Source organism: Pseudomonas taiwanensis (genome assembly GCF_013393345.1).
Classification (GTDB): Bacteria; Pseudomonadota; Gammaproteobacteria; order Pseudomonadales; family Pseudomonadaceae; genus Metapseudomonas; species Metapseudomonas resinovorans_C.
In genome coordinates this window covers 105,885-127,346 of sequence record NZ_QJRF01000064.1, presented here as the reverse complement: position 1 = coordinate 127,346, position 21,462 = coordinate 105,885, and the positions used below count along the sequence as shown (strand labels likewise).

The 21,462-nt window shown below is 64.1% G+C and carries 21 protein-coding genes; 10 read left to right on the top strand and 11 right to left on the bottom strand.

Annotated elements, in window-relative coordinates:
- Nucleotides 1-121 precede the first annotated feature (121 nt).
- Nucleotides 122-1,576, top strand: a complete 1,455-nt coding sequence (locus DM872_RS17570; RefSeq protein WP_179060668.1) for a TrkH family potassium uptake protein — start codon at nt 122-124, stop codon at nt 1,574-1,576.
- Between the two features lie 357 nt (nt 1,577-1,933).
- Here the strand turns inward: DM872_RS17570 and DM872_RS17565 are convergent, their stop codons facing one another.
- Nucleotides 1,934-2,944: an AraC family transcriptional regulator gene (locus DM872_RS17565; RefSeq protein ID WP_179060667.1), complete on the bottom strand. Its 1,011-nt coding sequence runs from the start codon at nt 2,942-2,944 to the stop codon at nt 1,934-1,936.
- A 143-nt stretch (nt 2,945-3,087) separates the two neighbouring features.
- Between DM872_RS17565 and DM872_RS17560 the strand changes: the two genes are divergently transcribed.
- Together DM872_RS17560 and DM872_RS17555 are read left to right on the top strand one after the other, a co-directional pair.
- Nucleotides 3,088-3,405: an Mpo1-like protein gene (locus DM872_RS17560; RefSeq protein ID WP_077522009.1), complete on the top strand. Its 318-nt coding sequence runs from the start codon at nt 3,088-3,090 to the stop codon at nt 3,403-3,405.
- A 156-nt stretch (nt 3,406-3,561) separates the two neighbouring features.
- Nucleotides 3,562-4,923 (top strand): adenylate/guanylate cyclase domain-containing protein, encoded by a 1,362-nt coding sequence (locus tag DM872_RS17555; RefSeq protein WP_373273724.1) that lies wholly within the window; start codon nt 3,562-3,564, stop codon nt 4,921-4,923.
- Nucleotides 4,924-5,016: 93 nt separating this feature from the next.
- Here the strand turns inward: DM872_RS17555 and DM872_RS17550 are convergent, their stop codons facing one another.
- On the bottom strand, nt 5,017-6,072 hold the full coding sequence (locus DM872_RS17550) for a glycosyltransferase family 4 protein (RefSeq protein ID WP_179060665.1): 1,056 nt from the start codon (nt 6,070-6,072) through the stop codon (nt 5,017-5,019).
- The gene (locus tag DM872_RS17545) at nt 6,069-6,902 is read right to left on the bottom strand and encodes a UDP-2,3-diacylglucosamine diphosphatase (protein ID WP_179060664.1); all 834 of its coding nucleotides are present in this window, start codon (nt 6,900-6,902) and stop codon (nt 6,069-6,071) included. The genes DM872_RS17550 and DM872_RS17545 overlap by 4 nt, the downstream gene beginning before the upstream one ends.
- Nucleotides 6,903-7,036: 134 nt before the next feature.
- Between DM872_RS17545 and DM872_RS17540 the strand changes: the two genes are divergently transcribed.
- The 3 genes from DM872_RS17540 to DM872_RS17530 all read left to right on the top strand — a co-directional run bounded on the left by DM872_RS17540 (nt 7,037) and on the right by DM872_RS17530 (nt 9,088).
- Nucleotides 7,037-7,789, top strand: a complete 753-nt coding sequence (locus DM872_RS17540; protein ID WP_179060663.1) for an AraC family transcriptional regulator — start codon at nt 7,037-7,039, stop codon at nt 7,787-7,789.
- Nucleotides 7,790-7,871: 82 nt separating this feature from the next.
- Nucleotides 7,872-8,207 carry a tRNA-binding protein gene (locus tag DM872_RS17535; RefSeq protein WP_179060662.1) on the top strand — a complete coding sequence of 112 codons (336 nt, stop codon included), beginning with the start codon at nt 7,872-7,874 and terminating at the stop codon, nt 8,205-8,207.
- The gene (locus DM872_RS17530; protein WP_179060661.1) at nt 8,204-9,088 is read left to right on the top strand and encodes a DMT family transporter; all 885 of its coding nucleotides are present in this window, start codon (nt 8,204-8,206) and stop codon (nt 9,086-9,088) included. The genes DM872_RS17535 and DM872_RS17530 overlap by 4 nt, the downstream gene beginning before the upstream one ends.
- Nucleotides 9,089-9,261: 173 nt before the next feature.
- Here DM872_RS17530 and rfaD read toward each other — a convergent pair whose 3' ends face one another.
- Together rfaD and DM872_RS17520 are read right to left on the bottom strand one after the other, a co-directional pair.
- Nucleotides 9,262-10,290 carry an ADP-glyceromanno-heptose 6-epimerase gene (rfaD, locus tag DM872_RS17525; protein ID WP_179060660.1) on the bottom strand — a complete coding sequence of 343 codons (1,029 nt, stop codon included), beginning with the start codon at nt 10,288-10,290 and terminating at the stop codon, nt 9,262-9,264.
- 87 nt (nt 10,291-10,377) lie between these two features.
- Nucleotides 10,378-10,662 (bottom strand): SelT/SelW/SelH family protein, encoded by a 285-nt coding sequence (locus DM872_RS17520; protein WP_077521995.1) that lies wholly within the window; start codon nt 10,660-10,662, stop codon nt 10,378-10,380.
- Between the two features lie 72 nt (nt 10,663-10,734).
- On the opposite strand from DM872_RS17520, the gene DM872_RS17515 reads away from it, so the two are divergent.
- Together DM872_RS17515 and DM872_RS17510 are read left to right on the top strand one after the other, a co-directional pair.
- Complete coding sequence (locus DM872_RS17515) at nt 10,735-12,915, top strand: patatin-like phospholipase family protein (protein ID WP_179060659.1); 2,181 nt, start codon at nt 10,735-10,737, stop codon at nt 12,913-12,915.
- Nucleotides 12,916-13,118: 203 nt separating this feature from the next.
- Nucleotides 13,119-14,117, top strand: a complete 999-nt coding sequence (locus DM872_RS17510; protein WP_179060658.1) for a sulfate ABC transporter substrate-binding protein — start codon at nt 13,119-13,121, stop codon at nt 14,115-14,117.
- Between the two features lie 18 nt (nt 14,118-14,135).
- Here the strand turns inward: DM872_RS17510 and DM872_RS17505 are convergent, their stop codons facing one another.
- On the bottom strand, nt 14,136-15,242 hold the full coding sequence (locus DM872_RS17505) for a DmpA family aminopeptidase (protein WP_179060657.1): 1,107 nt from the start codon (nt 15,240-15,242) through the stop codon (nt 14,136-14,138).
- Between the two features lie 15 nt (nt 15,243-15,257).
- Nucleotides 15,258-16,622, bottom strand: a complete 1,365-nt coding sequence (locus tag DM872_RS17500) for an APC family permease (RefSeq protein ID WP_179060656.1) — start codon at nt 16,620-16,622, stop codon at nt 15,258-15,260.
- Between the two features lie 207 nt (nt 16,623-16,829).
- Between DM872_RS17500 and DM872_RS17495 the strand changes: the two genes are divergently transcribed.
- Together DM872_RS17495 and DM872_RS17490 are read left to right on the top strand one after the other, a co-directional pair.
- Entirely contained in the window at nt 16,830-17,633 is an 804-nt protein-coding gene (locus DM872_RS17495; RefSeq protein WP_179060655.1) for a helix-turn-helix transcriptional regulator, read from the top strand.
- A 246-nt stretch (nt 17,634-17,879) separates the two neighbouring features.
- On the top strand, nt 17,880-18,530 hold the full coding sequence (locus DM872_RS17490) for a hypothetical protein (RefSeq protein WP_256873424.1): 651 nt from the start codon (nt 17,880-17,882) through the stop codon (nt 18,528-18,530).
- Nucleotides 18,531-18,563: 33 nt separating this feature from the next.
- Here DM872_RS17490 and DM872_RS17485 read toward each other — a convergent pair whose 3' ends face one another.
- The 4 genes from DM872_RS17485 to DM872_RS17470 all read right to left on the bottom strand — a co-directional run bounded on the left by DM872_RS17485 (nt 18,564) and on the right by DM872_RS17470 (nt 21,407).
- Entirely contained in the window at nt 18,564-19,112 is a 549-nt protein-coding gene (locus tag DM872_RS17485) for a DUF4124 domain-containing protein (RefSeq protein WP_179060654.1), read from the bottom strand.
- A 152-nt stretch (nt 19,113-19,264) separates the two neighbouring features.
- Entirely contained in the window at nt 19,265-19,711 is a 447-nt protein-coding gene (locus DM872_RS17480; RefSeq protein WP_179060653.1) for a hypothetical protein, read from the bottom strand.
- Nucleotides 19,708-20,919 (bottom strand): c-type cytochrome biogenesis protein CcmI, encoded by a 1,212-nt coding sequence (gene ccmI / locus DM872_RS17475; protein ID WP_179060652.1) that lies wholly within the window; start codon nt 20,917-20,919, stop codon nt 19,708-19,710. Before ccmI ends, DM872_RS17480 begins: the two co-directional genes overlap by 4 nt.
- Complete coding sequence (locus DM872_RS17470; protein ID WP_373273725.1) at nt 20,916-21,407, bottom strand: cytochrome c-type biogenesis protein; 492 nt, start codon at nt 21,405-21,407, stop codon at nt 20,916-20,918. Before DM872_RS17470 ends, ccmI begins: the two co-directional genes overlap by 4 nt.
- Between the last annotated feature and the right edge of the window lie 55 nt (nt 21,408-21,462).

Below are 21,462 nucleotides of genomic sequence, written 5' to 3'. Positions count from 1 at the left end.
ATTCGGGTGCACGACACGGCCGGGCCGCAATCGGTCTCGACTCCCTTTCACACGCCGGGTTTACAGGGCGCTGGGCGCGGTTAGAATTGCGCCTTTCGCCCATCAGCCAGAAACAGAATCCATGGCCCTGCCGACTCTCCGCATCATCGGCTTCCTCATCGGCATTTTCCTGATCACCCTCGCCGTCAGCATGGCCATTCCGGTGTTGACGCTGGTGATCTATGAGCGCACCGGCGATATCAACTCCTTCGTCTGGTCGAGCCTGATCACCTTCATCGCCGGCCTGGCACTGGTCATTCCCGGACGGCCGGAGCATGTCCATCTGCGCCCCCGCGACATGTATCTGCTGACCGTTTCGAGCTGGATCGTCGTCTGCGCATTCGCCGCCCTGCCCTTCCTGCTCACCCAGCACATCAGCTTCACCGATGCCTGGTTCGAGAGCATGTCCGGGATCACCGCCACCGGCGCCACAGTGCTGAGCGGGCTGGACAACATGTCGCCCGGCATCCTGATCTGGCGCTCGCTATTGCACTGGCTCGGCGGTATCGGCTTCATCGGCATGGCGGTGGCGATCCTGCCGCTGCTGCGCATCGGTGGCATGCGCCTGTTCCAGACGGAGTCTTCCGACCGCTCGGAAAAGGTCCTGCCTCGCTCGCACATGGTGGCCAAGTACATCGTCGCGATCTATGTCGGTTTCACCTTGCTCGGCTCCCTGGCCTTCTGGGCTGCCGGCATGGGCATGTTCGATGCGATCAACCACGCCATGTCAGCGATTTCCACAGGCGGCTTCTCCACCTCGGACCAATCCCTGGCCAAGTGGCACCAGCCTGCGGTGCACTGGGTGGCGGTGGTGGTGATGATCCTCGGCAGCCTGCCCTTCATGCTTTATGTGACGGTGTTTCGCGGTCATCGCCTGGCGCTGTTCAAGGATGAGCAGGTACGCGGTTTCCTCGGCCTGCTGCTGATCATCTGGCTGGTGCTCGGCACCTGGTACTGGCTGACGACCAACCTCCACTGGCTGGACGCCCTGCGCCATGTGGCGGTGAATACGACGTCCGTGCTCACCACGACCGGTTTCGCCCTGGGCGACTACAGCCTGTGGGGCAATTTCTCGCTGATGCTGTTCTTCTACCTGGGCTTTGTCGGCGGCTGCTCCGGCTCCACCGCCGGCGGCATCAAGATCTTCCGTTTCCAGGTGGCCTACATCCTGCTCAAGGCCAACCTCAAGCAGCTGGTGCACCCACGCGCCGTGATCAAGCAGAACTACAACGGCCATCGCCTGGACGACGAAATCGTCCGCTCGATCCTGACCTTCTCGTTCTTCTTCACCATCATCATCTGCGGCATCGCCCTGGGCCTGTCGCTGCTGGGGCTGGACTGGATCACCGCCCTCACCGGCGCCGCCGCCACCGTCTCCGGCGTCGGTCCCGGCCTGGGTGAGATCATCGGCCCGGCCGGCAACTTCTCCAGCCTGCCAGACAGCGCAAAATGGCTGCTGACCCTCGGCATGCTGCTGGGTCGCCTGGAGATCCTGACCGTACTGGTGCTGATGACGCCTTACTTCTGGCGGCACTGAGTTCGCAGCGCGCGGTTCAACTGTGGGAGCGATTTCAATGGCTATGTCGGCGTTAGCTGTTGCCAGAAATCGGCCATCGGTCCAGGAGCCTTGTAGGAGCTAGCTTGCTAGCGAAACGGGGCCATTCGCTGGCAAGCCAGCTCCTACGGGCAATGCAGCTACTTGCAACACTTAATGCAGACATAGCCATTTCAATCGCGAACGACTGTGCTCCCGCAGCCCTTTGCAGGTTGGTGCGGGCGGCGTTCCGCTAGAGCGCAGCGAACCCCAACGCTTCGGCACCTGTAACGAGTCACGTTGGGCCTCGTGGGCTCGGACCAACCTACGGGGCCGCTGATCTCCCACAGCGGTCGCGGATCAGACCTCTTCCAACCGCGCGCGGTACTCGCCGGGTGTGCTGTCAAACCAACGCCGGAAGGCACGGAAAAAGTTGCTCGGATCGGCGAAGCCCAACAGGTAGGCAATCTCCAGCAAGGTCAGGTTCGCCTGCGCCAGGTACTGCTCGGCCAGTTCGCGGCGCGTGTCGTCCAGCAATTGCTGGAAGCTCACACCTTCCTCCTGCAAACGCCGTTGCAAGGTGCGCTGTGAGAGGTGCATGAGGCTCGCAACCACCTCGCGCTTGGGCTCGCCCTGGGGCAGCAGGCGGCACAGCACCTGACGCACCTGATGGGTGACGCGAGTACCGGAGAAGCGCGCCAGATAGTCGCCGGCGAAGCGATCGTGCAACTGCGCCAGGGATTCGTTCGCGGTGGGTAACGGCGTATCCATGTCGGCACGGCTGAAGAGCAAGGCGCAGTGCTCGGCGTTGAAGCGCAGCGGCGCCTGGAACACCTGGCGATAAGGCTCGAGATCCACCGGTGCCGGCCCCTGGAAACGAATCTCCAGCGGGTTGATCGGTCGCCCGGTCATCCAGCGGCAGAATGCCAGGCAATAAGCCATGGACGCTTCGGCGCTCTGTCGCGCCGGTGGCAACCGATCGCCGTGAATCGAGAGCCGCAGCTCGTAGCCTTCAGGCGTACCGCTGAAACTGAGGTCGGCACCCTCGGCGATGATTCGCTGGTAGCGCACCAGCCGGGCGAATCCTTCCTTGAGCGTGCGACTGGACATCAGCGCATAACCCACCACATGGAAGGACGCCGGTCGCACCACCTTGGCCATGTTCAGGCCGATGGCCGGATTGCCGGACAGCTCGACCGCGCGCAACCACAGGCGTGTCATGCCGTCCTGGGGGAAGCGGGCGTCGGGATCGTTCAAGGCCTGGTAGTCGAGACCGAGTTCGGGAAACAGGTTGCGGCAGTCCACACCGCCCATTTCCAGGGCCTGGACTATCCCCAGGGCCCAGCTCGAAGAAGTCGTGCGTTCGCTCATGGCGCCTTCTTGTTCTGAAGTTCAAGGCAGCCGCCTGCAGGGCGGAGTGCCGGCAAGGATACTAAAGTGGCGCCCATTGTCACTGGCCCCCGGAGACACCCGTCCTACACTGCTCCAGACAACAAGAACCTGGAGCAGCCACCATGCCCGCCGAGTCCGTCAATCGCTTCCAAAGCTTCGCCGAGTTCTACCCCTACTACCTGCAGGAACACAGCAACGACACCTGCCGCCGTCTCCATTACGTCGGAAGCCTGCTGGTGCTGAGCATTCTCGGCTACGCCCTGGCCACCCAACAATGGATCTGGTTGCTGGCCATTCCGTTCGCCGGCTACGGCTTTGCCTGGGTGGGGCACTTCGTCTTCGAGAAGAACAAGCCCGCCACTTTCAAGTACCCGCTGTACAGCTTCATGGGCGACTGGGTGATGCTGAAGGATGCATTCACAGGTCGCATCCGCTTCTGAGAACGAAGGGACTGGCGCCAGCTTGGCCGCCAGTCCCTCGCTTGGTTATGATCCCGCACCAGCCTAAGCCATGGCCCAGGACTTGCAGCATTTCGCGAACGCTGCGAACCCGCGTCAAGAAAGCACCAGGGACAGACCCAAGCCATGAAGCCTGCCATGCTCGACCCCTCCACCGCGACGCCCGTGTTGCGTGAGTACTACTCGCGTGTGCTGGCCTATATGGCCATTGCCGCCAGCATCGCCGCCGGCACTTCTGTCCAGCATTTCGGCTTCGACATCCTCTGGATGGTCCCCTACGCCCTGCTCTATCCGCATCTGGCCCACCATCTGAGCCTGCGCTTCCCGGGCAAACCCACCGACCGCATCCTCCTCGGCGTCGACACCTTCCACGCCGGCGCAGCCGTTGCCCTGCTCGGCTTTTCCGTCGTGCCGACACTGATGGTCGTCCTGACCCTCTGCTTCAGCGCCATGATCCTCGGCGGGCTGCGCCAGATGGCTTTCGTGCTGGGCGGTTCGCTGATCAGCATGGCAGTCGTCGGCCTGGCGCTGCAGCCTGCCATCAAGGGCGGCACCCCGGCCCTGGTGGCCGTCGTCAGCGTGTTCTTCACCACGCTCTACATCTGCATCACGGCCTATTTCGTCCACCAGCAGGGCCTGCGCCTGGCCCAGGCCCGCAGCGAGATCAAGCGCGAGCAGGAAAAAGCGGCGCGCCTGGCCCGCAACCTCGCCAAATATCTGTCGCCCCAGGTTTGGGAAATGATCTTCAGCGGCAAGAAAAGCGTGCGCCTGGAAACCCAGCGCAAGAAGCTCAGCGTGTTCTTCTCCGACATCAAGGGCTTCACCGAACTCTCCGAAGAACTCGAAGCCGAAGCCCTGACCGACCTGCTCAACAACTACCTCAACGACATGTCGAAGATCGCCCTCAAGTACGGCGGCACCATCGACAAGTTCGTTGGCGACAGTGTGATGGTGTTCTTCGGCGACCCTTCCACCCAGGGCGCCAAGAAGGACGCCGTGGCAGCCGTTTCCATGGCGGTGGCCATGCGCAAGCACATGAAGGTGCTGCGCCAGCAATGGCGTGCCCAGGGCATCACCAAGCCGCTGGAAATTCGCATGGGCATCAACACCGGCTACTGCACCGTGGGCAACTTCGGCGCCGACACGCGCATGGACTACACCATCATCGGCCGCGAAGTGAACCTGGCCAGCCGCCTGGAAACCGCATCCGAAGCCGGCGAAATCCTCATCTCCCACGAGACCTACTCGCTGGTGAAGGACGTGATCATGTGCCGCGACAAGGGCCAGATAAACGTCAAGGGTTTCACGCGTCCGGTGCAGATCTACCAGGTGGTGGACTTCCGCCGCGACCTGGGCGCCGCCTCCAGCTACGTCGAGCACGAACTGCCCGGCTTCTCTATGTACCTGGATACCAACAGCATCCAGAACTACGACAAGGCCAAGGTCATCCAGGCCCTGCAACTGGCCGCCGAGAAGCTGCGCGACAAGATCATTCCCTGATCCTGGCAAAGCACCAGATTTCTGTGGGGGCGAATTCATTCGCTAAACGGGTCGACGACCCGCCCCAAAGGGGTTGGGACCGCTGCGCAGTCCTCAGCGAATGAATTCGCCCCCACAAGATTGTTCCCACCCCGGAGCAAGTGCTACGCACGGCTCTCCATCCAGCATCGGCTGCCGCGCCAGGAACTCCAGGGCCGACGCCCGCCAGGACAACCCCCCCGCCTTTTCGGCACAAAGTCCGCGATCCAGCTCCAACGCTGCCAGGCAGGCCTTCTGCAGGTCGTCGTCCATGCAACCGGTCGTGCCGGACTCCAGCACATCCAGCGGACCGGCCACCGGAAACGCAGCCACCGGCGTACCGCAGGCCAGCGCCTCGAGCATCACCAGGCCATAGGTATCGGTCAGCGAGGGGAACACCAGCACACTGGCCTGCGCATAGAAGCGCGCCAGTTCCTCGCCCTTGCGGTAGCCGAAGAAGCGCGCAGCGGGATAACGAACCTCCAGCTCTCCCCGCAGCGGTCCGTCACCCACCACCCATTTCTCGCCAGGCAAGTCCAGGCCCAGGAAAGCTTCGACATTCTTTTCCGTGGCCAGTCGGCCGACATAGAGGAACACCGGCACCTCCGGCCTGGGGAGCGCCATGGGGCGGAACAGCGCTGTGTCCACGCCCTTGCGCCACAGGTTGAGCCAGACCAATCCATGCTCGGCGAATGTCACGCGCATGCGCTGGGTGGTCACCAGCACTGCCTGGCTGGGACGGTGGAACAGACGCAGAAAGGCATAGCCCCAGGACAGGGGCAGCCAGGGCCAGCGGCCATGAATGTATTCAGGAAAGCGCGTGTGGATGGCGCTGGAAAAGGCCAATCCGCGCTTGATCAGCCAATGCCTCGCGGCCCAGCCGAGGGGCCCTTCGGTGGCCAGGTGCACGCAATCGGGCTCGAAGGCTTCGATCATCGGCCCGACACGCCAGAGGTCCCAGGCCAGGGGTATTTCCGGATAGCTCGGACAGGGCCGACAGCGAAAGCCCTGGGGCGACAGCAGCATCACCTGATGCCCGAGGCCTTCTAGCTCTCTCACCAGCGCCTGCAGGCTGGTGACCACGCCATTCACCTGGGGCAGCCAGGCATCGCTGACGATCAGTATCCTCATGCCGCCGGCTCGACCAGCTCCACGGCGCGAGCCTCCAGTTCCCGCGCCTGGGCGTCGGCCAGGCGATAGAGTTCTATGCTGCCGTCCCAGTGCTCGATCAGCGCGGTGCAAGACTCCACCCAATCGCCGCAGTTGAGGTATTCCACGCCGCCCACCTTGCGAATCTCCGCGTGGTGGATGTGGCCGCAGACCACGCCATCGAGGCCACGTTTGACGCACTCGTGGGCGATGGCTTCCTCGAAGTCGCTGATGAAGTTCACCGCGCTCTTCACCTTGTGCTTGAGGTATGCCGACAGCGACCAGTAGCCGTAGCCCCAGCGCCCGCGCCAGTGGTTGAGCCAGCGGTTCAGTGTGAGGGTGAACTCGTAGGCGGAATCGCCGAGGAAGGCCAGCCACTTGTGGTAGCGGGTGATCACATCGAACTGATCGCCATGGATCACCAGCATGCGGCGGCCATCGGCAGTCTCGTGAACGGCTTCGTCCACCAACTGGATGTTGCCGAGCATCAGCGCCGAGTAGCGACGCAGGAATTCGTCGTGGTTGCCGGTGACGTAGATCACCTCCGTGCCGCGCTTGCTCATGGTCAGCAGGCGGCGAATCACGTTGGTGTGCGCCTGGGGCCAGTAGATACCGCCCCTGAGTTTCCAACCGTCGATGATGTCACCCACCAGGTAGATGCGGTCGGCGTGGTACTGCTTGAGGAAGCGCGCCAGGTGCTCGGCCTGGCAGTCGCGGGTGCCCAGGTGGACATCGGAAATCCACAGGGTACGCACGCGCTGCTTGCGGGGCTTGGTCTTGATGACGGGTTCCAGGCGTTCGACGCTGCTCATGGGCGACCTCCGGCGGGGTTTCGCCGATGGTGAGCTTTTGCAGTGAACCGAGAATGAACGCGAGGTTGCAGGCCTGTGACAGCGCGCATCGCGTAACAGGGAGTAGAATGGCCGCCTGCCCCGAGGTAAGCGCCATGCATTCGATCCTGTCCCTGCGCCAGTACAACCACGACCTGTTGGTCCACAGCCATGACCATGCCCAACTGGTCTTCGGCCTGACCGGCAGCCTGGACTTCGAAGTGGATGGCCGTGGCGCGCTGGTACAGCGTCAGACCCTGGCGGTGGTGCCGCCTGAAGCGCAGCACGCCTGTGGCAGCCCCGGCGGGAGCCTCTGCCTGGTGGTGGATGTACCCGACGACGACTGGCTGCGACACACCCTGGGCCGGCATTTCGACGCTGGCCGGCGCCTACTGGAGCGTCCCGGCGCGCTGAACCTGAACCCGGCGCAGAGCCAGCTGGTCAGCTGGATCGCCGCCAGTCCCCTGGCCGATGAAGTGATTTCCGGCCAATCCGCCGGTTTGCTGCTGGCCAGCCTCGCCGCACCGGGTGCACAGCCGGAGGACAGCAGCGCCCTGCCCCTGGTCGCGCTGGACGCCCATATCGACCAGCATGCAGCCCACCCCTTGCAGGTCGCCGATCTGGCACGTCTCTGCGGCCTGTCGGTGGCGCGCTTCCACAGCCGCTTTCTCAGCGAGACCGGGCAGACGCCCATGGACTACGTGCGCGCCCGGCGGCTGCACCTCGGCCGCCAGCTGCTGCTGGAAAGCCGTCTGGCCGTGGGGGAAATCGCCGCACGAGTCGGCTACAGCTCCCAGAGCGCCTTCACTGCCGCCCTATCCCGCGAGTTCGGCCTCACCCCTCGCGCCCTGCGCAGTGGGCGCGAGTAACGCGACAAAGCCCGCGAGCCTGACGACAGACAAGGCCGTTCGTCGTCACTAGACTGGTGCGACTGTCATCAGGGAGAACCCTATGTCCACCATCGAATGGGCCGACTTCGAGCGCGTCGAATTGCGCGTCGGCACTGTGCTGTCCGCTGCCCCCAATTCCAAGGCGATCAAACCGGCCTTCGTACTGGAAGTGGACCTGGGCGAACTCGGGGTGAAGACCTCCAGTGCCCAGCTCACCGCGCATTACCAGGCGGAAGAACTGGTCGGGCGCCAGGTACTCTGCGTCTGCAACTTCGCGCCCAAACGCATTGCCGGCATCCGTTCGGAAATCCTCGTCACGGGTGTGCATGACGACGAAAACAAGGTTGTCCTGGCTGGCTTCGACAAGCCGCTGCCCAACGGGGCGCGCCTGGCATGACGGAACGCAACGCGCTGCTGGCCATCCACCTGGGCGCCCTGCTGTTCGGGCTTTCGGGCATTTTCGGCAAGCTCGCCAATACCGCGCCGATGATCATCACCTTCGGTCGCGGGCTGTTCGCCGTGATTGCGCTGGCACTCTTCGCCCAGCTCATCACCCGCGGCAAGAGCCAGAATCCCGGCCTGCGCCAACTGACCCTGCTGGCGCTCGGCGGCCTGCTGCTGGGCGCGCACTGGATCACCTTCTTCCATGCGGTGCAGGTCGCGGGCGTCGCCATCGCCACCCTTGGCTTCGCCAGCTTCCCGGCCTTCACCCTCTTGCTGGAAGGCTTGTTGTTCCGCGAGCGCATCCGCGTCCAGGAAATTCTGATCGTGGGCCTGGTCAGCCTTGGCCTGGTGCTGGTAACACCCAGCTTCGACTGGGGCAGCGCGGCCACTCAGGGCCTACTTTCGGCGATTCTTTCGGGTCTGCTGTTCTCGCTGCTGTCGCTGCTCAACCGCGTCAGCGTGAAGGGACTGGACCCGGTGAAGGCGGCGCTCTGCCAGAACCTCACCATTGTGCTGTGCCTGGCCCCCTTCAGTTGGCCACTGTTGCACGACGTGAAGCCGATGGACTGGTTCTGGATCGCCCTGCTCGGGGTGTTCTGCACCGGGCTCGCCCACAGTCTGTTCGTGGCGAGTCTCAAAGTACTGAAGGCGCGGACCACGGCGGTCATCTTTGCCCTGGAGCCGGTCTACGGCATTGCCTTCGCCTGGTGGCTGTTCAACGAAGAGCCTGGCCTGCGCATGCTGGCCGGCGGTGCACTGATCATCTTCGCTATCGCCTTGTCGGCGCGTAAAGGTGCGCCGGTCGAGGCCAAGGCAGCCCCTGCGACGCCTTAACCCTGTGGGAGCGAATTCATTCGCGAAACGGCAGTAAGGGCTGGCTCAGGAGGTTCGCGAGCAAGCTCGCTCCTACAAGGTCTGCCTCGAGATCGCGAAACGGGGCAAGCGAGCGGCGCCCTCTGCCTGCCTTCATCGGAATCGCACTCCCTGCCCCGTTTCGCGAAACACGCTCAGGCCGCCTGACCCATTTCCGGCAGCCAGCCGCCCGACTCCTGTTCCAGCAGCCAGTGGCAATAACGTTCCACGCCCTGCTGTACATCCAGCATCGGCTGACGGAAGCCGGCTTGGCGCAAACAGCTGATATCAGCCTGGGTGAAGCATTGGTACTTGCCACGCAGGGCCTCGGGGAACTCGCTGTAGGACAGCAGCCCTTGCTCGCGCATCGCCTGCAGGCTGAGCGGCGGCAGGCCTTCGTGGGCGCGCAGGGCATTGACCATGCTCCAGGCCACATCGTTGAACGGTTGGGCACGCCCGCTGCCGAGATTGAAGATGCCGGAACGCTGTGGCTGGTCGAGGAAGTGCAGGTTCACCCGCGCCACGTCCTCCACGGAAACGAAGTCCCGCAGGTGCTCGCCGCCCGCGTAGCCGTCATAGGCGCCGAACAGGCTGACCTTGCCGCTGGCGCGATACTGCCGGAAGCAGTGAAAGGCCACCGAAGCCATGCGCCCCTTGTGGCTTTCGCGCGGGCCGTAGACGTTGAAGTAGCGCAGCCCCACCACCTGGCTGCGGGCCTGGGGGAGCAGGCGACGTACCCGCTGGTCGAAGAGGAACTTGGAATAGCCGTAGACGTTAAGCGGCCGTTCCGCTTCGCGCTCCTCGCGAAAGACCCGGTTGCCACCGTAGACGGCCGCCGAAGACGCATAGATGAAGGGCACGCCCTGGGCCAGGCAGGCCTCCAGCAGCTCGCAGCTGTAGCGATAGTTGTTGTCCATCATGAAGCGCCCATCGCCTTCCATGGTGCTGGAGCAGGCGCCCTGGTGGAACACCGCGCTCGGCCGCCCCAAGCGCCCTTCGCGCAGGAGCGGGAGCAGGTCCCGCTTGTCCAGGTAGTCGGCGATCTCGCCATCGGCGAGGTTGCGGAATTTGTCGCCCTCGGTCAGATCGTCGACGGCGACGATGTCGGTCTCACCCCGGCCATTGAGTGCCTGGACCAGGTTGCTACCGATGAAGCCGGCTGCACCGGTGACGATGATGCTCATGACGGACTTCCTCCACGAAGATGGAAATGCCGTCAGGCTATGCCTCGAAAGAGGCCGCTCCGTTGATCTGCAGCAAGCGCGGGATAATCAGGGGCGATCGTTGTGACCGAGGTCCCGCGCCGGGTCGATCTGGTCACGCACACGCTGCTTGAGCACCTTCGCCTCCGGGAAGCCGCCGTCGGCCTTGCGTTCCCATATCTGCACGCCGTCGCAGGTAATGCGGAATACCCCGCCGGTGCCGGGTTCCAGGCTCACCTTGCCGAGGTCGTCGCTGAAGGTGCTGAGCAGCTCCTGGGCCAGCCAGGCGGCGCGCAGCAGCCATTGGCACTGGGTGCAGTAGTTGATGACGATTTCGGGCTTGCTTGCGGACATGGCTGGGCTCGGCGACGGATTGGGCGCCCTATAATAGCCGGCTTCGGACTTTCGCCTGACCAGGGATGCGTTATGCGCCGCCTTCTGCTTTGCCTGTTGTTCGCCCCCCTCCTCTGCCTCGCCCAGCCCGAACCGCGCATCGGCCTGGTGCTGTCCGGCGGCGCCGCCCGTGGCCTCGCCCATATCGGCGTGCTCAAGGCACTGGAGGAACAGGGCATCAAGGTCGACGCCATCGCCGGCACCAGCATGGGGGCAGTCATCGGCGGGCTCTACGCCGCCGGCTACCCGGTGGATGAGCTGGAGCAGATCGCTGTCCACCTGGACTGGCAGCGAGCATTGTCCGACGCCCCGCCACGCCAGGAAGTCCCGTTCCGCCGCAAGCAAGACGACCGTGATTTCCTGGTCAAGCAACGACTGAGCTTCCGCGACGACGGCAGCCTCGGCCTGCCGTTGGGGGTGATCCAGGGCCAGAACCTCGCCCTGCTGCTGGAAAGCCTGCTGGTGCACACCAGCGATACCCGCGACTTCGACCAGTTGGCCATCCCCTTCCGCGCCGTCGCCACCGATATCGCCACCGGCGAGAAGGTGGTTTTCCACAAGGGCCACCTGCCCCAGGCGATCCGCGCCAGCATGTCCATACCCGCCGTTTTCGCCCCGGTGGAAGTGAACGGACGACTGCTGGTGGACGGCGGCATGGTGGATAACATCCCCGTGGACGTGGCCCGCGAGATGGGGGTGGACCGTGTGATCGTGGTCGACATCGGCACGCCGCTGCGCTCACGCAAGGAGCTGGCAACGGTGGTGGACGTGCTCAACCAGTCGGTCACCCTGATGACCCGCACCAACTCCGAAGCCCAGCTGGCCACGCTCGAATCCACCGACGTACTCATCCAGCCGCCCCTGGCCGGCTACGGCGCCACTGACTTCGGTCGCTCCCGCGAAATGATCGACGCCGGCTACCGGGCCGCGCAGATACTTGCCCCCCGCCTGGCCGAACTGCGCCCGTTGTCAGCCAGCCGCGACCAGGAACTGGACAGCGCGCGCCTGCCCAGCGAACGCACGCCGGTGATCCGCAGCATCCTCATCGAGAACGACTCGAAAATCGGTGACGCGGTGATTCGTCGCTACATTCGCCAGCCCCTGGGCCAACCGCTGAACCTCGATCGCCTGCAAAGCGACATGAGCACCCTGTATGGCCTGGACTACTTCGAGCAGGTGCATTACCGGGTGGTCAAACGCAAGGATGGCAACGCCCTGGTGATCAACGCGCGCGGCAAGCGTGCCGGCACCGACTACCTGCGCCTGGGCCTGAACCTTTCCGACGACATGCGCGGAGACAGTGCCTTCAACCTGGGCGCCAGCTACCGCAAGAACGGCATCAACGAACTGGGCGCCGAATGGTTGACGCGCCTGCAGCTGGGCGACCACCAGGAGCTCTATAGCGAGTTCTACCAACCGCTGGACGCCGGCTCGCGCTATTTCGTGGCGCCCTATCTGTTCGGCGAGGCGCAGAACGTCGAAGCCATCCTCGACAACGACCCCATCGCCGAATACCGCCTGGAGCGCTACGGCTATGGCCTCAACCTTGGACGGCAGATCGCCAACAACGGTGAGATCCGCTTCGGCGTCGGCCAGGCCTGGGGCCAGGCGGATGTGCGCGTGGGCGAGCGCGACCTGCCGAGCTTCGAGTTCACCGAGGGCTACTACGAACTGAAGTATTCCTTCGACACCCTGGACAACGTGGACTACCCCCACGAGGGCGAAGACATCAGCCTGAGCCTGCGCCAGTACGACCCGAGCCTGGGCTCCGACGAGCGCTATCGGCAATGGCAACTGAGCCTGGACAAGGCGCTGGGTTCCGGTCCGGACACCTTCGTCCTGGGGGGACGCTACGGCCGCACACTGGATGACGCCGAAGTGATCACATCGAGCTTCCTGCTGGGCGGTGCGCGGCAACTTTCGGGCTTCCGCCAGGACTCCGTGGCCGGACAGAACATCAGCCTGGCACGGGCCATCTACTACCGCCGTCTCACCCAGCGCTCCTTCCTGCCGCTGGACGTTCCGCTCTACGTCGGCGGCAGCCTGGAGCGCGGCAGGGCCTGGAACAACGACAACAGCTTCGACAGCGGCTACATCAACGCGGCCAGCATATTCGTCAGTTTCGACACGCCGCTGGGCCCCCTGGACTTCAGCTACGGCCTGAACGACGAGGCCGAACGCGCGCTCTACCTCAATCTCGGCCGCGTGTTCTGAGCCTGTCTGCTTTTGTAGGTTGGGCCGGGCGGCGTTCCGCGAGCGCAGCGAAGCCCAACAACGGAGCCAACCAATGAGACGTTGGGCTTCGCGCAGCTCAGCCACAACCTACAAAAGCATAACCAAATGACTTTTTAGTATTAAAAGCCCATATGGCCATCAGCTATAGTCGCCCGCTAACACTGCCCCAGAAGGAACGACTTGTGAAACGACTGTTCTCCGCCTCCCTCCTTGCCGCCGGCCTCGCCCTGGCCAGCGCCGCCCAGGCCGCGCCCACCCTGCTCAACGTTTCCTACGACGTGATGCGCGACTTCTACAAGGACTACAACGCCGCCTTCCAGAAGCACTGGAAAGAGGAAAAAGGCGAGAACATCACCCTGCAGATGTCCCACGGCGGTTCCAGCAAACAGGCCCGCGCAGTGATCGACGGCCTGCCCGCCGATGTCATCACCATGAACCAGGCAACCGATATCAACGCCCTGGCCGACAACGGCGGCCTGGTGCCGCAGGACTGGGCCGCTCGCCTGCCGAACAACAGCGCCCCCTTCACCTCGGCCACCGTATTCATCGTGCGCAAGGGCAACCCCAAGGCCCTGAAGGACTGGCCGGACCTGCTCAAGGACGGCGTCCAGGTCGTGGTACCCAACCCCAAAACCTCCGGCAACGGTCGCTACACCTATCTGTCCGCCTGGGGTTACGTGCTGAAGAACGGCGGTGACGAGAACAAGGCCAAGGAGTTCGTCGGCAAGCTGTTCAAACAGGCGCCTGTACTGGACACCGGCGGCCGCGCCGCTACCACCACCTTCATCCAGAACCAGATCGGCGACGTGCTGGTGACCTTCGAGAACGAAGCCGAAATGATCGCCCGCGAGTTCGGCCGTGGCGGTTTCGAAGTGGTCTACCCCAGCGTTTCCGCCGAGGCCGAGCCGCCGGTGGCCGTGGTCGACAAGGTCGTGGACAAGAAAGGCACCCGCGTTGCCGCCGAGGCCTACCTCAAGTACCTGTGGAGCGACGAAGGCCAGACCATCGCCGCCAACAACTACCTGCGTCCGCGCAACCCGGAGATTCTCGCCAAATACGCCGACCGCTTCCCCAAGGTGGAATTCCTCTCCGTGGAAAAGACCTTCGGCAACTGGCGTGACGTGCAGAAGACCCACTTCAACGACGGTGGCATCTTCGACCAGGTCTACACCGGCCAGTAAGCCTCAAACCTGCCCGCATCAGCGGGCAGGTTTCCCCTTCCAGCCCTGTGCCTTCAGGGCCTCCAGCAATGTCTCCCCATCCAGCGCCGGCACTCGCCGTCCATCCGCGCAGACCATCTCGCGCCCGGCCAGCAGCGCATTGACGATGGCCTCCTCCACCGCTTCCGCAGCCGCCGCGAACAACGGCGAAATGTGATCGTTGTTGAGCATGGCGAGTGGCGTGCTGAGCGGCAGGTCCTTGCGTGCGTAGTCCGCAGCAGGCATATCCCGGTTACCGGTGGCGAAGGCGAGGAAGATATCCCCACTGGAATCCTCGGTACCGCCGCCGGTGCGGGCGATGCCGATGGAGGCGCGCTGGGCCAGTCGCTGGCACTGGTGCGGCAACAGCGGAGCATCGGTGGCCAGGATGACCACGATGGAGCCCATGCCGGGTGTGTCGCGCTCGGCGAAGGGCGACTCGATCTCCCGCAATACCCGGCCAACCGGATAGCCATCCACCCGTAATTCCTGGCGCACGCCGTGATTCGCCTGGACCAGGGCGCCCACGGTCCAGCCGCCCTGCTCTGCGGTGAGACGTCGCGACGAGGTGCCGATTCCACCTTTGAACTCATGGCAGATCATGCCGGTGCCGCCACCGACCGGCCCTTCGGCCACTTCGCCGGAGCGCGAATCAGCCAACGCCGCCTGCACCTGTGCCGGCCCGACATGCTGGCCCCAGATGTCGTTGAGCAGCCCGTCGTAGGTTTCCATCACCACCGGCATGCACCAGTACACGGCATCGCCGGCCGCATCCCGCTCGGCAGCCACCAGAGCATCGCGTACCACACCGACGCTATGGGTATTGGTGATGGCGATCGGGGTGCTCAGCAGACCCGCCTCGCGAATCCATTCCAGGCCGGTGGCGTCGCCATTTCCATTGAGTACGTGGCAGCCGGCGAAACAGGGCTGCTCGCGCGCCGAACCGTCCCGGGGCTGTATCACCGTCACACCGGTGCGCACCGGCTTGCCGCCGCGCTCCTCGCAGATCGTGCTGTGCCCGACCCGCACGCCCGGCACATCCGTGATGGCGTTGAATTCACCCGGCGTACCGAGTCCGAGGGTGATACCAAGTTGACGCGCGCGCATAACGACTCCTGTGACTCAGAGTTTCTGAAAAGCCGGGCTGAATTTGCCGTAGGTGCCATAGAGGATGGCCGATACCGCCAGCAGCCCGAAGATGATCAACAGATCCTGGCTGGACGCTTCCTGTGCCAGGTTGAGCAGCAGATACCCCGCGCCGGTGACCGCCAGCAGGGCCGGCAGTGGCCAGAGCGGCATGCGGTAGCTGTGTTCCAGGTCACGCCGCAGCACGCGACTGAACAGCGCGCAGAGCCCGACGATCAGGTAGACGAGGACGATCAAAAGCACGGTGAACGAGGTCATCTCCGCCAGGTTGGAACTGAAGCTGAGCAACGCCGACGGTACGGCCAGGAACAGCGTGGCGAGCCACGGCGACTCCCAGCGTGGATGGATGCGGGTGAAGGCGCGATTGAGGGATGGCATCCACAGCTCGTCGCGGCCACTACTGAAGATCACCCGCCCGATCTGGATGACGATGGCGATGATGGCGTTGAACACGGAGAGGAAAATACCGGCACTGACCAGCCGCGACAGCGTCTCGTTGCCATGACTCGAGAGCAGGTAGCCGATGGGGTCGGGACTGGCGATCATGTCCGTCAGCGACGGGGCCCCGATAAGGATCGCGGTGAGCGGGACCAGCTCGATGGCGACCACCAGCAACAACGACCAGAGCACCGCACGCGGAACCCCTCGCCCGCCGCACTTCATGTCTTCAGCCATGAGCACTGCGCCACCGAAGCCGTTATAGGAAAACAGCGCCATGCCGACTGTGCTGAGCACCAGCGCCATGGGCGCCACGCCCAGTACGCCGTTGTCGACGACCTGGGGATGCAACAGCACGCTGGCGGGCTGCGTGGCATTGCCGAAACCCAGCGCGACAATCACCAGCAGGGCCGCCACTTCCAACAGCAGGCAGGCGCCCGTGACCCAGGCATTGAGCTTGATGTTGAGGATGCCCAGCAGGTAACTGGCCCCCACGACCACCAGGGCGACCAGTTGCGAATCGAACTGCGTACCGAGCGCGACGTTGAGGTAGGTCGCAGTGCCAGTGGCCAGCACCGGCGGGATGAACAGCAGCATCGCCAGCACCATGAGGAAGGTCGCGTAGCCAGCCAAGCCGCCGAACACGCGCTTGGCGTAGACGTACTCACCGCCGGCGGACGTGTGGGCGCGTCCCAGTTCCGCGTAGCACCAGGCGAACATCAGCGCCAGCACGCCGGCCAGCACGAATGACAGGAAGGCACCGCTGCCAGCCTGCTGGATGGCGAATGGCGCGATGACAAAAACCGAACTGGCGGGGGTGACACTCGAAACGGTGATGGCAACTACGTCAGCGGTGCTCAATCTGGGCTTGAGCACGCCGTTCTCGGGGGTAGGCGCGGGCATATCCTGATCCTCTGGTTGTTATTCGTGGTTGAGGCAGTAGGAATCTGTGAGGTGCGTCGCCTGATCGGGACGCTGTCGTTGTGGGCAGATTCTCGGCAGACCTTCAGGACACGCCAATCACCCTATTGGAGTACGCCCCTTGACGATGCCCGCCCCGGATCAGCCAAGCTTGGCTTCCCCTACCCCATCACTCGATCGGAGAACCGGATGGACAGTCTGTTCAGGGAAGCCGCCCTGCACGCCGGCCTGGGTCGCGCAATCGGACAGCTCGGCGGTGACCGCTTCTGGAAGCAGCTCATCCTGCTGCTGCACCAGTGGCTGCCGTTCGACAATGCCCTGGCCACCTTCTACCCCAGCGACGGCGCGCCCCAGCCCCTTGAGGAATACGACGCGGAGCCGCAAGGCGGCCCCGCTTCCATGCCGGTCTACCTGGACGGCCTGTACCTGCTCGACCCCTTCTACCAGGCATGCCGCGAAGGCCTGCCCAATGGTTTCTACCGGCTGGAGGAGATCGCCCCGGACCATTTTCGCCAGAGCGAGTACTACCTGAACTACTTCCACGACAACGTGCTGGAGGACGAGGTGCAATTCATCGTCCAGTTGGAGAACCGGGGCAGCCTGTCGTTATCGCTGGGCATGCGCCGCCGCTTCAGCGCTGAGGAGTGCGGAATGCTGGGGATGCTGTCGGGATGGGTCCTGGCGCTGATGGAACAGCACTGGTTGCAGCGCACCCACGTTCCCTTGCTGACCCGACAGGATGAAGTGGCCTCGCAGGTCCGCGACGCCTTGAGCCAGTTCGGCGCCGGCGTGCTGTCGGACCGGGAGTTGGAGATTGCCCGGCTGATCCTTCGGGGTTACTCGTCCAAGGCCATGGCCGAGCGGCTGGCGATCTCACCGGAGACGGTGAAGGTGCACCGTCGGCATCTCTACGCCAAGCTGGACATCTCTTCCCAGCCGGAGCTGTTCTCGCTGTTCATCCAGGCCCTCGGGCACGACCCGGAAAACCCCTGAACTTCCCGGTTCAGCGTTCCACCGTTGCTGAACCGTCCATTGGTATCCGCTCGCCCCAGCGCACAAACTGGTACGAGCGTCACCCGATTCCCCTTTGACATTAATAATTACTTACAAATAGCATCGCGCGCCCTGTAGCAATAATTCTTGTTCCTGCAAACCGCCCAATGCCGAACAAGCCGCCGCAGGCTGAGCCTCTGGAGGCTCGGAACGGGGATGGCGATTTCATAGAACAAGAGACAGAACATGGAATTCTTTCACCTGGTGGTCGCGCTGCTTAAGCAGGAGACCAACCTCGAACTGCTGCGCCTGGCAGTCCTCTACATGCACCTGCTCGCTTGCTGCGTAGCAGTCGGCCTGGTGCTCACCAGTGACCTTGCATTGGCCAGGCAATTGCTGCGTGGCGACGACTCCGCCCACTGCGGCGAGTCCCACCTGGAATCTTTGCGCCGTACCATTTCCGCTGCACTGATGGTGCTCTGGCTGACTGGCGCGGCCATCGTCCTGCTGGACATGTCGGTCAAGGGCTGGACCTACCTGCTCAATCCCAAGCTGCAAGCCAAGGTACTCATCGTCGTGCTGCTGACGGTGAACGGCATGCTGCTGCACCAGGCAATCCTGCCGGCACTGGCGCGCGCCGGCTCCGTGCTTGGCCTGGCTCCGGCCATGCGCAGCCTTGCGCTGTTTACCGGCACGGTCTCTGCGGTGTCCTGGTTCTACGCGGCACTGCTGGGCGTTGGTCGGCCCTTGGCGTGGAAGTACAGCCTGGCCGAACTGATGATGGCGTACCCGTTGCTGATCGTCGTCGGCTATGGCGCCATGCACCTTCTGGTAGCAACGGCGAAAAAGCGCAGCCGGGTCGAAGCCTCGGCCACTAGCCTCCCGGATCGCCATTGATGGCCGCACCGGGAGCCATCGCACTCGAACGGTCTACTTGAAGGTTTCCGTCCACTCGGCGAACTGCATGCATTGGCCGAATGTCAGCACGTCCTGCGTGTCCGCCAGGCAATCGATGGAAACCCGGCTCTTCTCGCTGGCGACGTACTCGCTAACGCACTCACGCTCGTTGCGCTTCAGGCCCTTGTAGAAGTCGTCCATCTTGAACATCGCCTTGTCGAGCTGGTTCTGGGTGATCTTCTGCTTGCGCACCGCATCGCGGCCGAGCTTCTGCGTTTCGTTGATCAGGGTAGGCATGCGCGCGATGGCCGTGGAGCACTGCTGCAGTCCCTTCTGCTGGAGCTGGGCTGGGGTGGGCGATGGCTTCTGTGCCTCAGGGTCGACGGCCGGTTCCGGCGGTTTTGGGGGAAGCGAATTCATGCTGTTCACCTGGAGGTTCTCGCTCTCCACCGCGCGGCTCTGAGGCGGCGGGGTGTCGGTGAAATGCAGCTTCCCATCGGCATCGCGCCACTGGTAGACCTGGGCGGCAAGGGGTTGCGCCAGCAGCACGGCGATGGCGGCAAAAGCAAGACGGGGCAGCATCCACGAGCTCCTAGATAGCGCAGTGCCAGCACACTACATAAGGTGCTCGTCGGCGGCAACTATCGGGGGCGGTGATGTGCAGGGCGTCCCGTACGGTCCGGCACGGGGAAGGGATATGGAGCGGGTTGCAGGCCCGCTCCTTGACGCCAAAATCAGCGGAAATGCCGACCCAGGCCTGCCGGGACGCCACTGGCATCGGTAGGTTGCCAGGGCCCCTGCGGGCCATTGGAGTAGCTCCAGCCATTGTCCCAGCGATAGTAGACGCGCTCGCGATAGAACACGTTGCGCTCACCTTCGAGCACATAGACGCCCAGGCCGGTGTCCCAGTAGCAGTTACCACCGGGCGGCGGCGCAAAGCGCGGATGGGCCTTCATGCGCGGAGCCTGCTTGGGAGGCTGCGGCTGAACCGGCGGCAGGGGTCGATTCTGCGGCGGCGGCGTCTGTACCGCTGGCGGTTTGCGGGAAGGTTCCCACACCGGCTCTTCGGGTTCTTGATAGGGGCCCTGGCCAGCACAACCGGCCAGGGTCAGGAGGAGGCAGATCAGGGGCAGGCCGAAGCGGGTGCTCGGCGCTGCCGGAAACGCGGTGTGGATGGTCATTTCTTGTCCGGGCTGTCGATGGTCAGTCGTTGGGTATCCGACGTACCAGTAGACAGCGGCGAACTGCTTCCTATCCATTCCCCTGCGGTCGCATTGCCACTACGGGAAATCCGGGCGACCAGTTGTACCTGCGGGAAGTTGGACAGCTTGAGCTGCGGCATCATCGCGTCGGCGTCGCTCAGGCTGACTTCCACCGGCAGGTCCGCCACGGTCATGCGCTTGACCGCCAGCGGCATGGGCGGGCCCGAGGTAGCGCGGGCGAAGATGAACACGCTGTCGCCAGGCTGCACCTTGTCCTTGAGGTCGGCCGCCAGATCGACATGGACCTTGAGCTCGGCACCGGTCGGCGCCGGCGCCGCGGCCGGTTCTTCGACGGCTACGCCGCTCTCCTTGAGTTTTTCGCGCGCCTTGTCGATCCCGCCCTGCAGGGCGCCACGGGACGGATCGTCGGCTGGCAGCTGGGTGATCAGGCGTCCCCAGTAGGTGATCGCGTCCTGGAAGCGGCCTTCCTCGAAGCCGGCGATGCCGAGCAGTCCAAGGCTGGTGATTTCGTTGGGATCGGCCTTCAGGGCCTCTTCGGTCAGCGCCTTGACCTCGGGGGTCAGCTTCTTCTGGCTGGCGAAGTACAAGGCCTGGGCCCACTGGCCGAGCAGTTCGGGCTCGCGGCCGCCACGCTTGACGGCCTGCTCGTAGGCACGTGCGGCATCCGCCGGGCGATCCTGCGCCATGTAGGTGCGGCCGAGGAAGTACCAGCCTTCGGCGGACTCCGGTTGCGCCTCGACCACGCGTTCCAGGCGCGAAGTCATTTCCTCGATGCTGCGCGGTTGCTCGCGCAGTTCACGGGCCAGCTCCACCTTGCTGCTGGCGCCCCAGTGCAGGTAAAGGCCGAAACCCAGTGCCGGCACCAGTATCGCGGCCACCAGCGGCAGGGCTTTGCCCAAGCGGGAAACGCGGCCGTTGTCGGCACCTTCGGTATCGGCCAGCAGTTCACGGGCAGCTTCCGCACGGCCGGCTTCGAATTGCTCGGCGGTCAGGGTGCCGGAGGCATGCTGGGAGTCCAGTTCGTCCAGGCGCTCCTGGTAGAGGGCGACGTTGAGGGAGGTGCGGTCTTCCTCGGTCTGGGCCTTGCGGCCGCGCAGCACGGGGATCAGCAGGAAAGCCAAGGCGACCAGCAGGAGCAGGCCGGCGGCGAGCCAGAAATCGATCATGAGTCTTTCTTGTCCTGGTTCTCGGAGTTCAGCAGGGCGTCGAGACGGGCCTGCTCATCGGCAGAAAGCAGCACCTGCGCGGGGCTGTTCTCCACCCGGCGACGGCGCACGACGATGATGCCCAGCACCACCAGCCCACCGACCAGCAGACCGGCAGGGCCGTACCAGAGCAGCAGCGTGCGGGTGTTGATCGGCGGCTTGTAGCGCACGAAGTCGCCGTAGCGTGCAACGAGGTAGTCGACGATCTCGTCGTTGCTCCTGCCCTCTTCCAGCATGCGGAAGATTTCCCGACGCAGGTCGGTGGCAATCGGAGCGTTGGAGTCGGCGATGTTCTGGTTCTGGCACTTCGGGCAACGCAGTTCTTCGGTCAGGACGCGGAAGCGCTCGCGCTCGGCCTCATCCTTGAACTGGTAGGTATCGATGGCGGCCTTGGCGACTCCGGTCAGGGCCAGCCCCAACAGGGCAGCGGCGATCAGGCCTTTCGACAGGTGCCATGAACACGTAACGAGCGAAGAGCAGGCAAGGCGAAAACCGGCGAAGAAG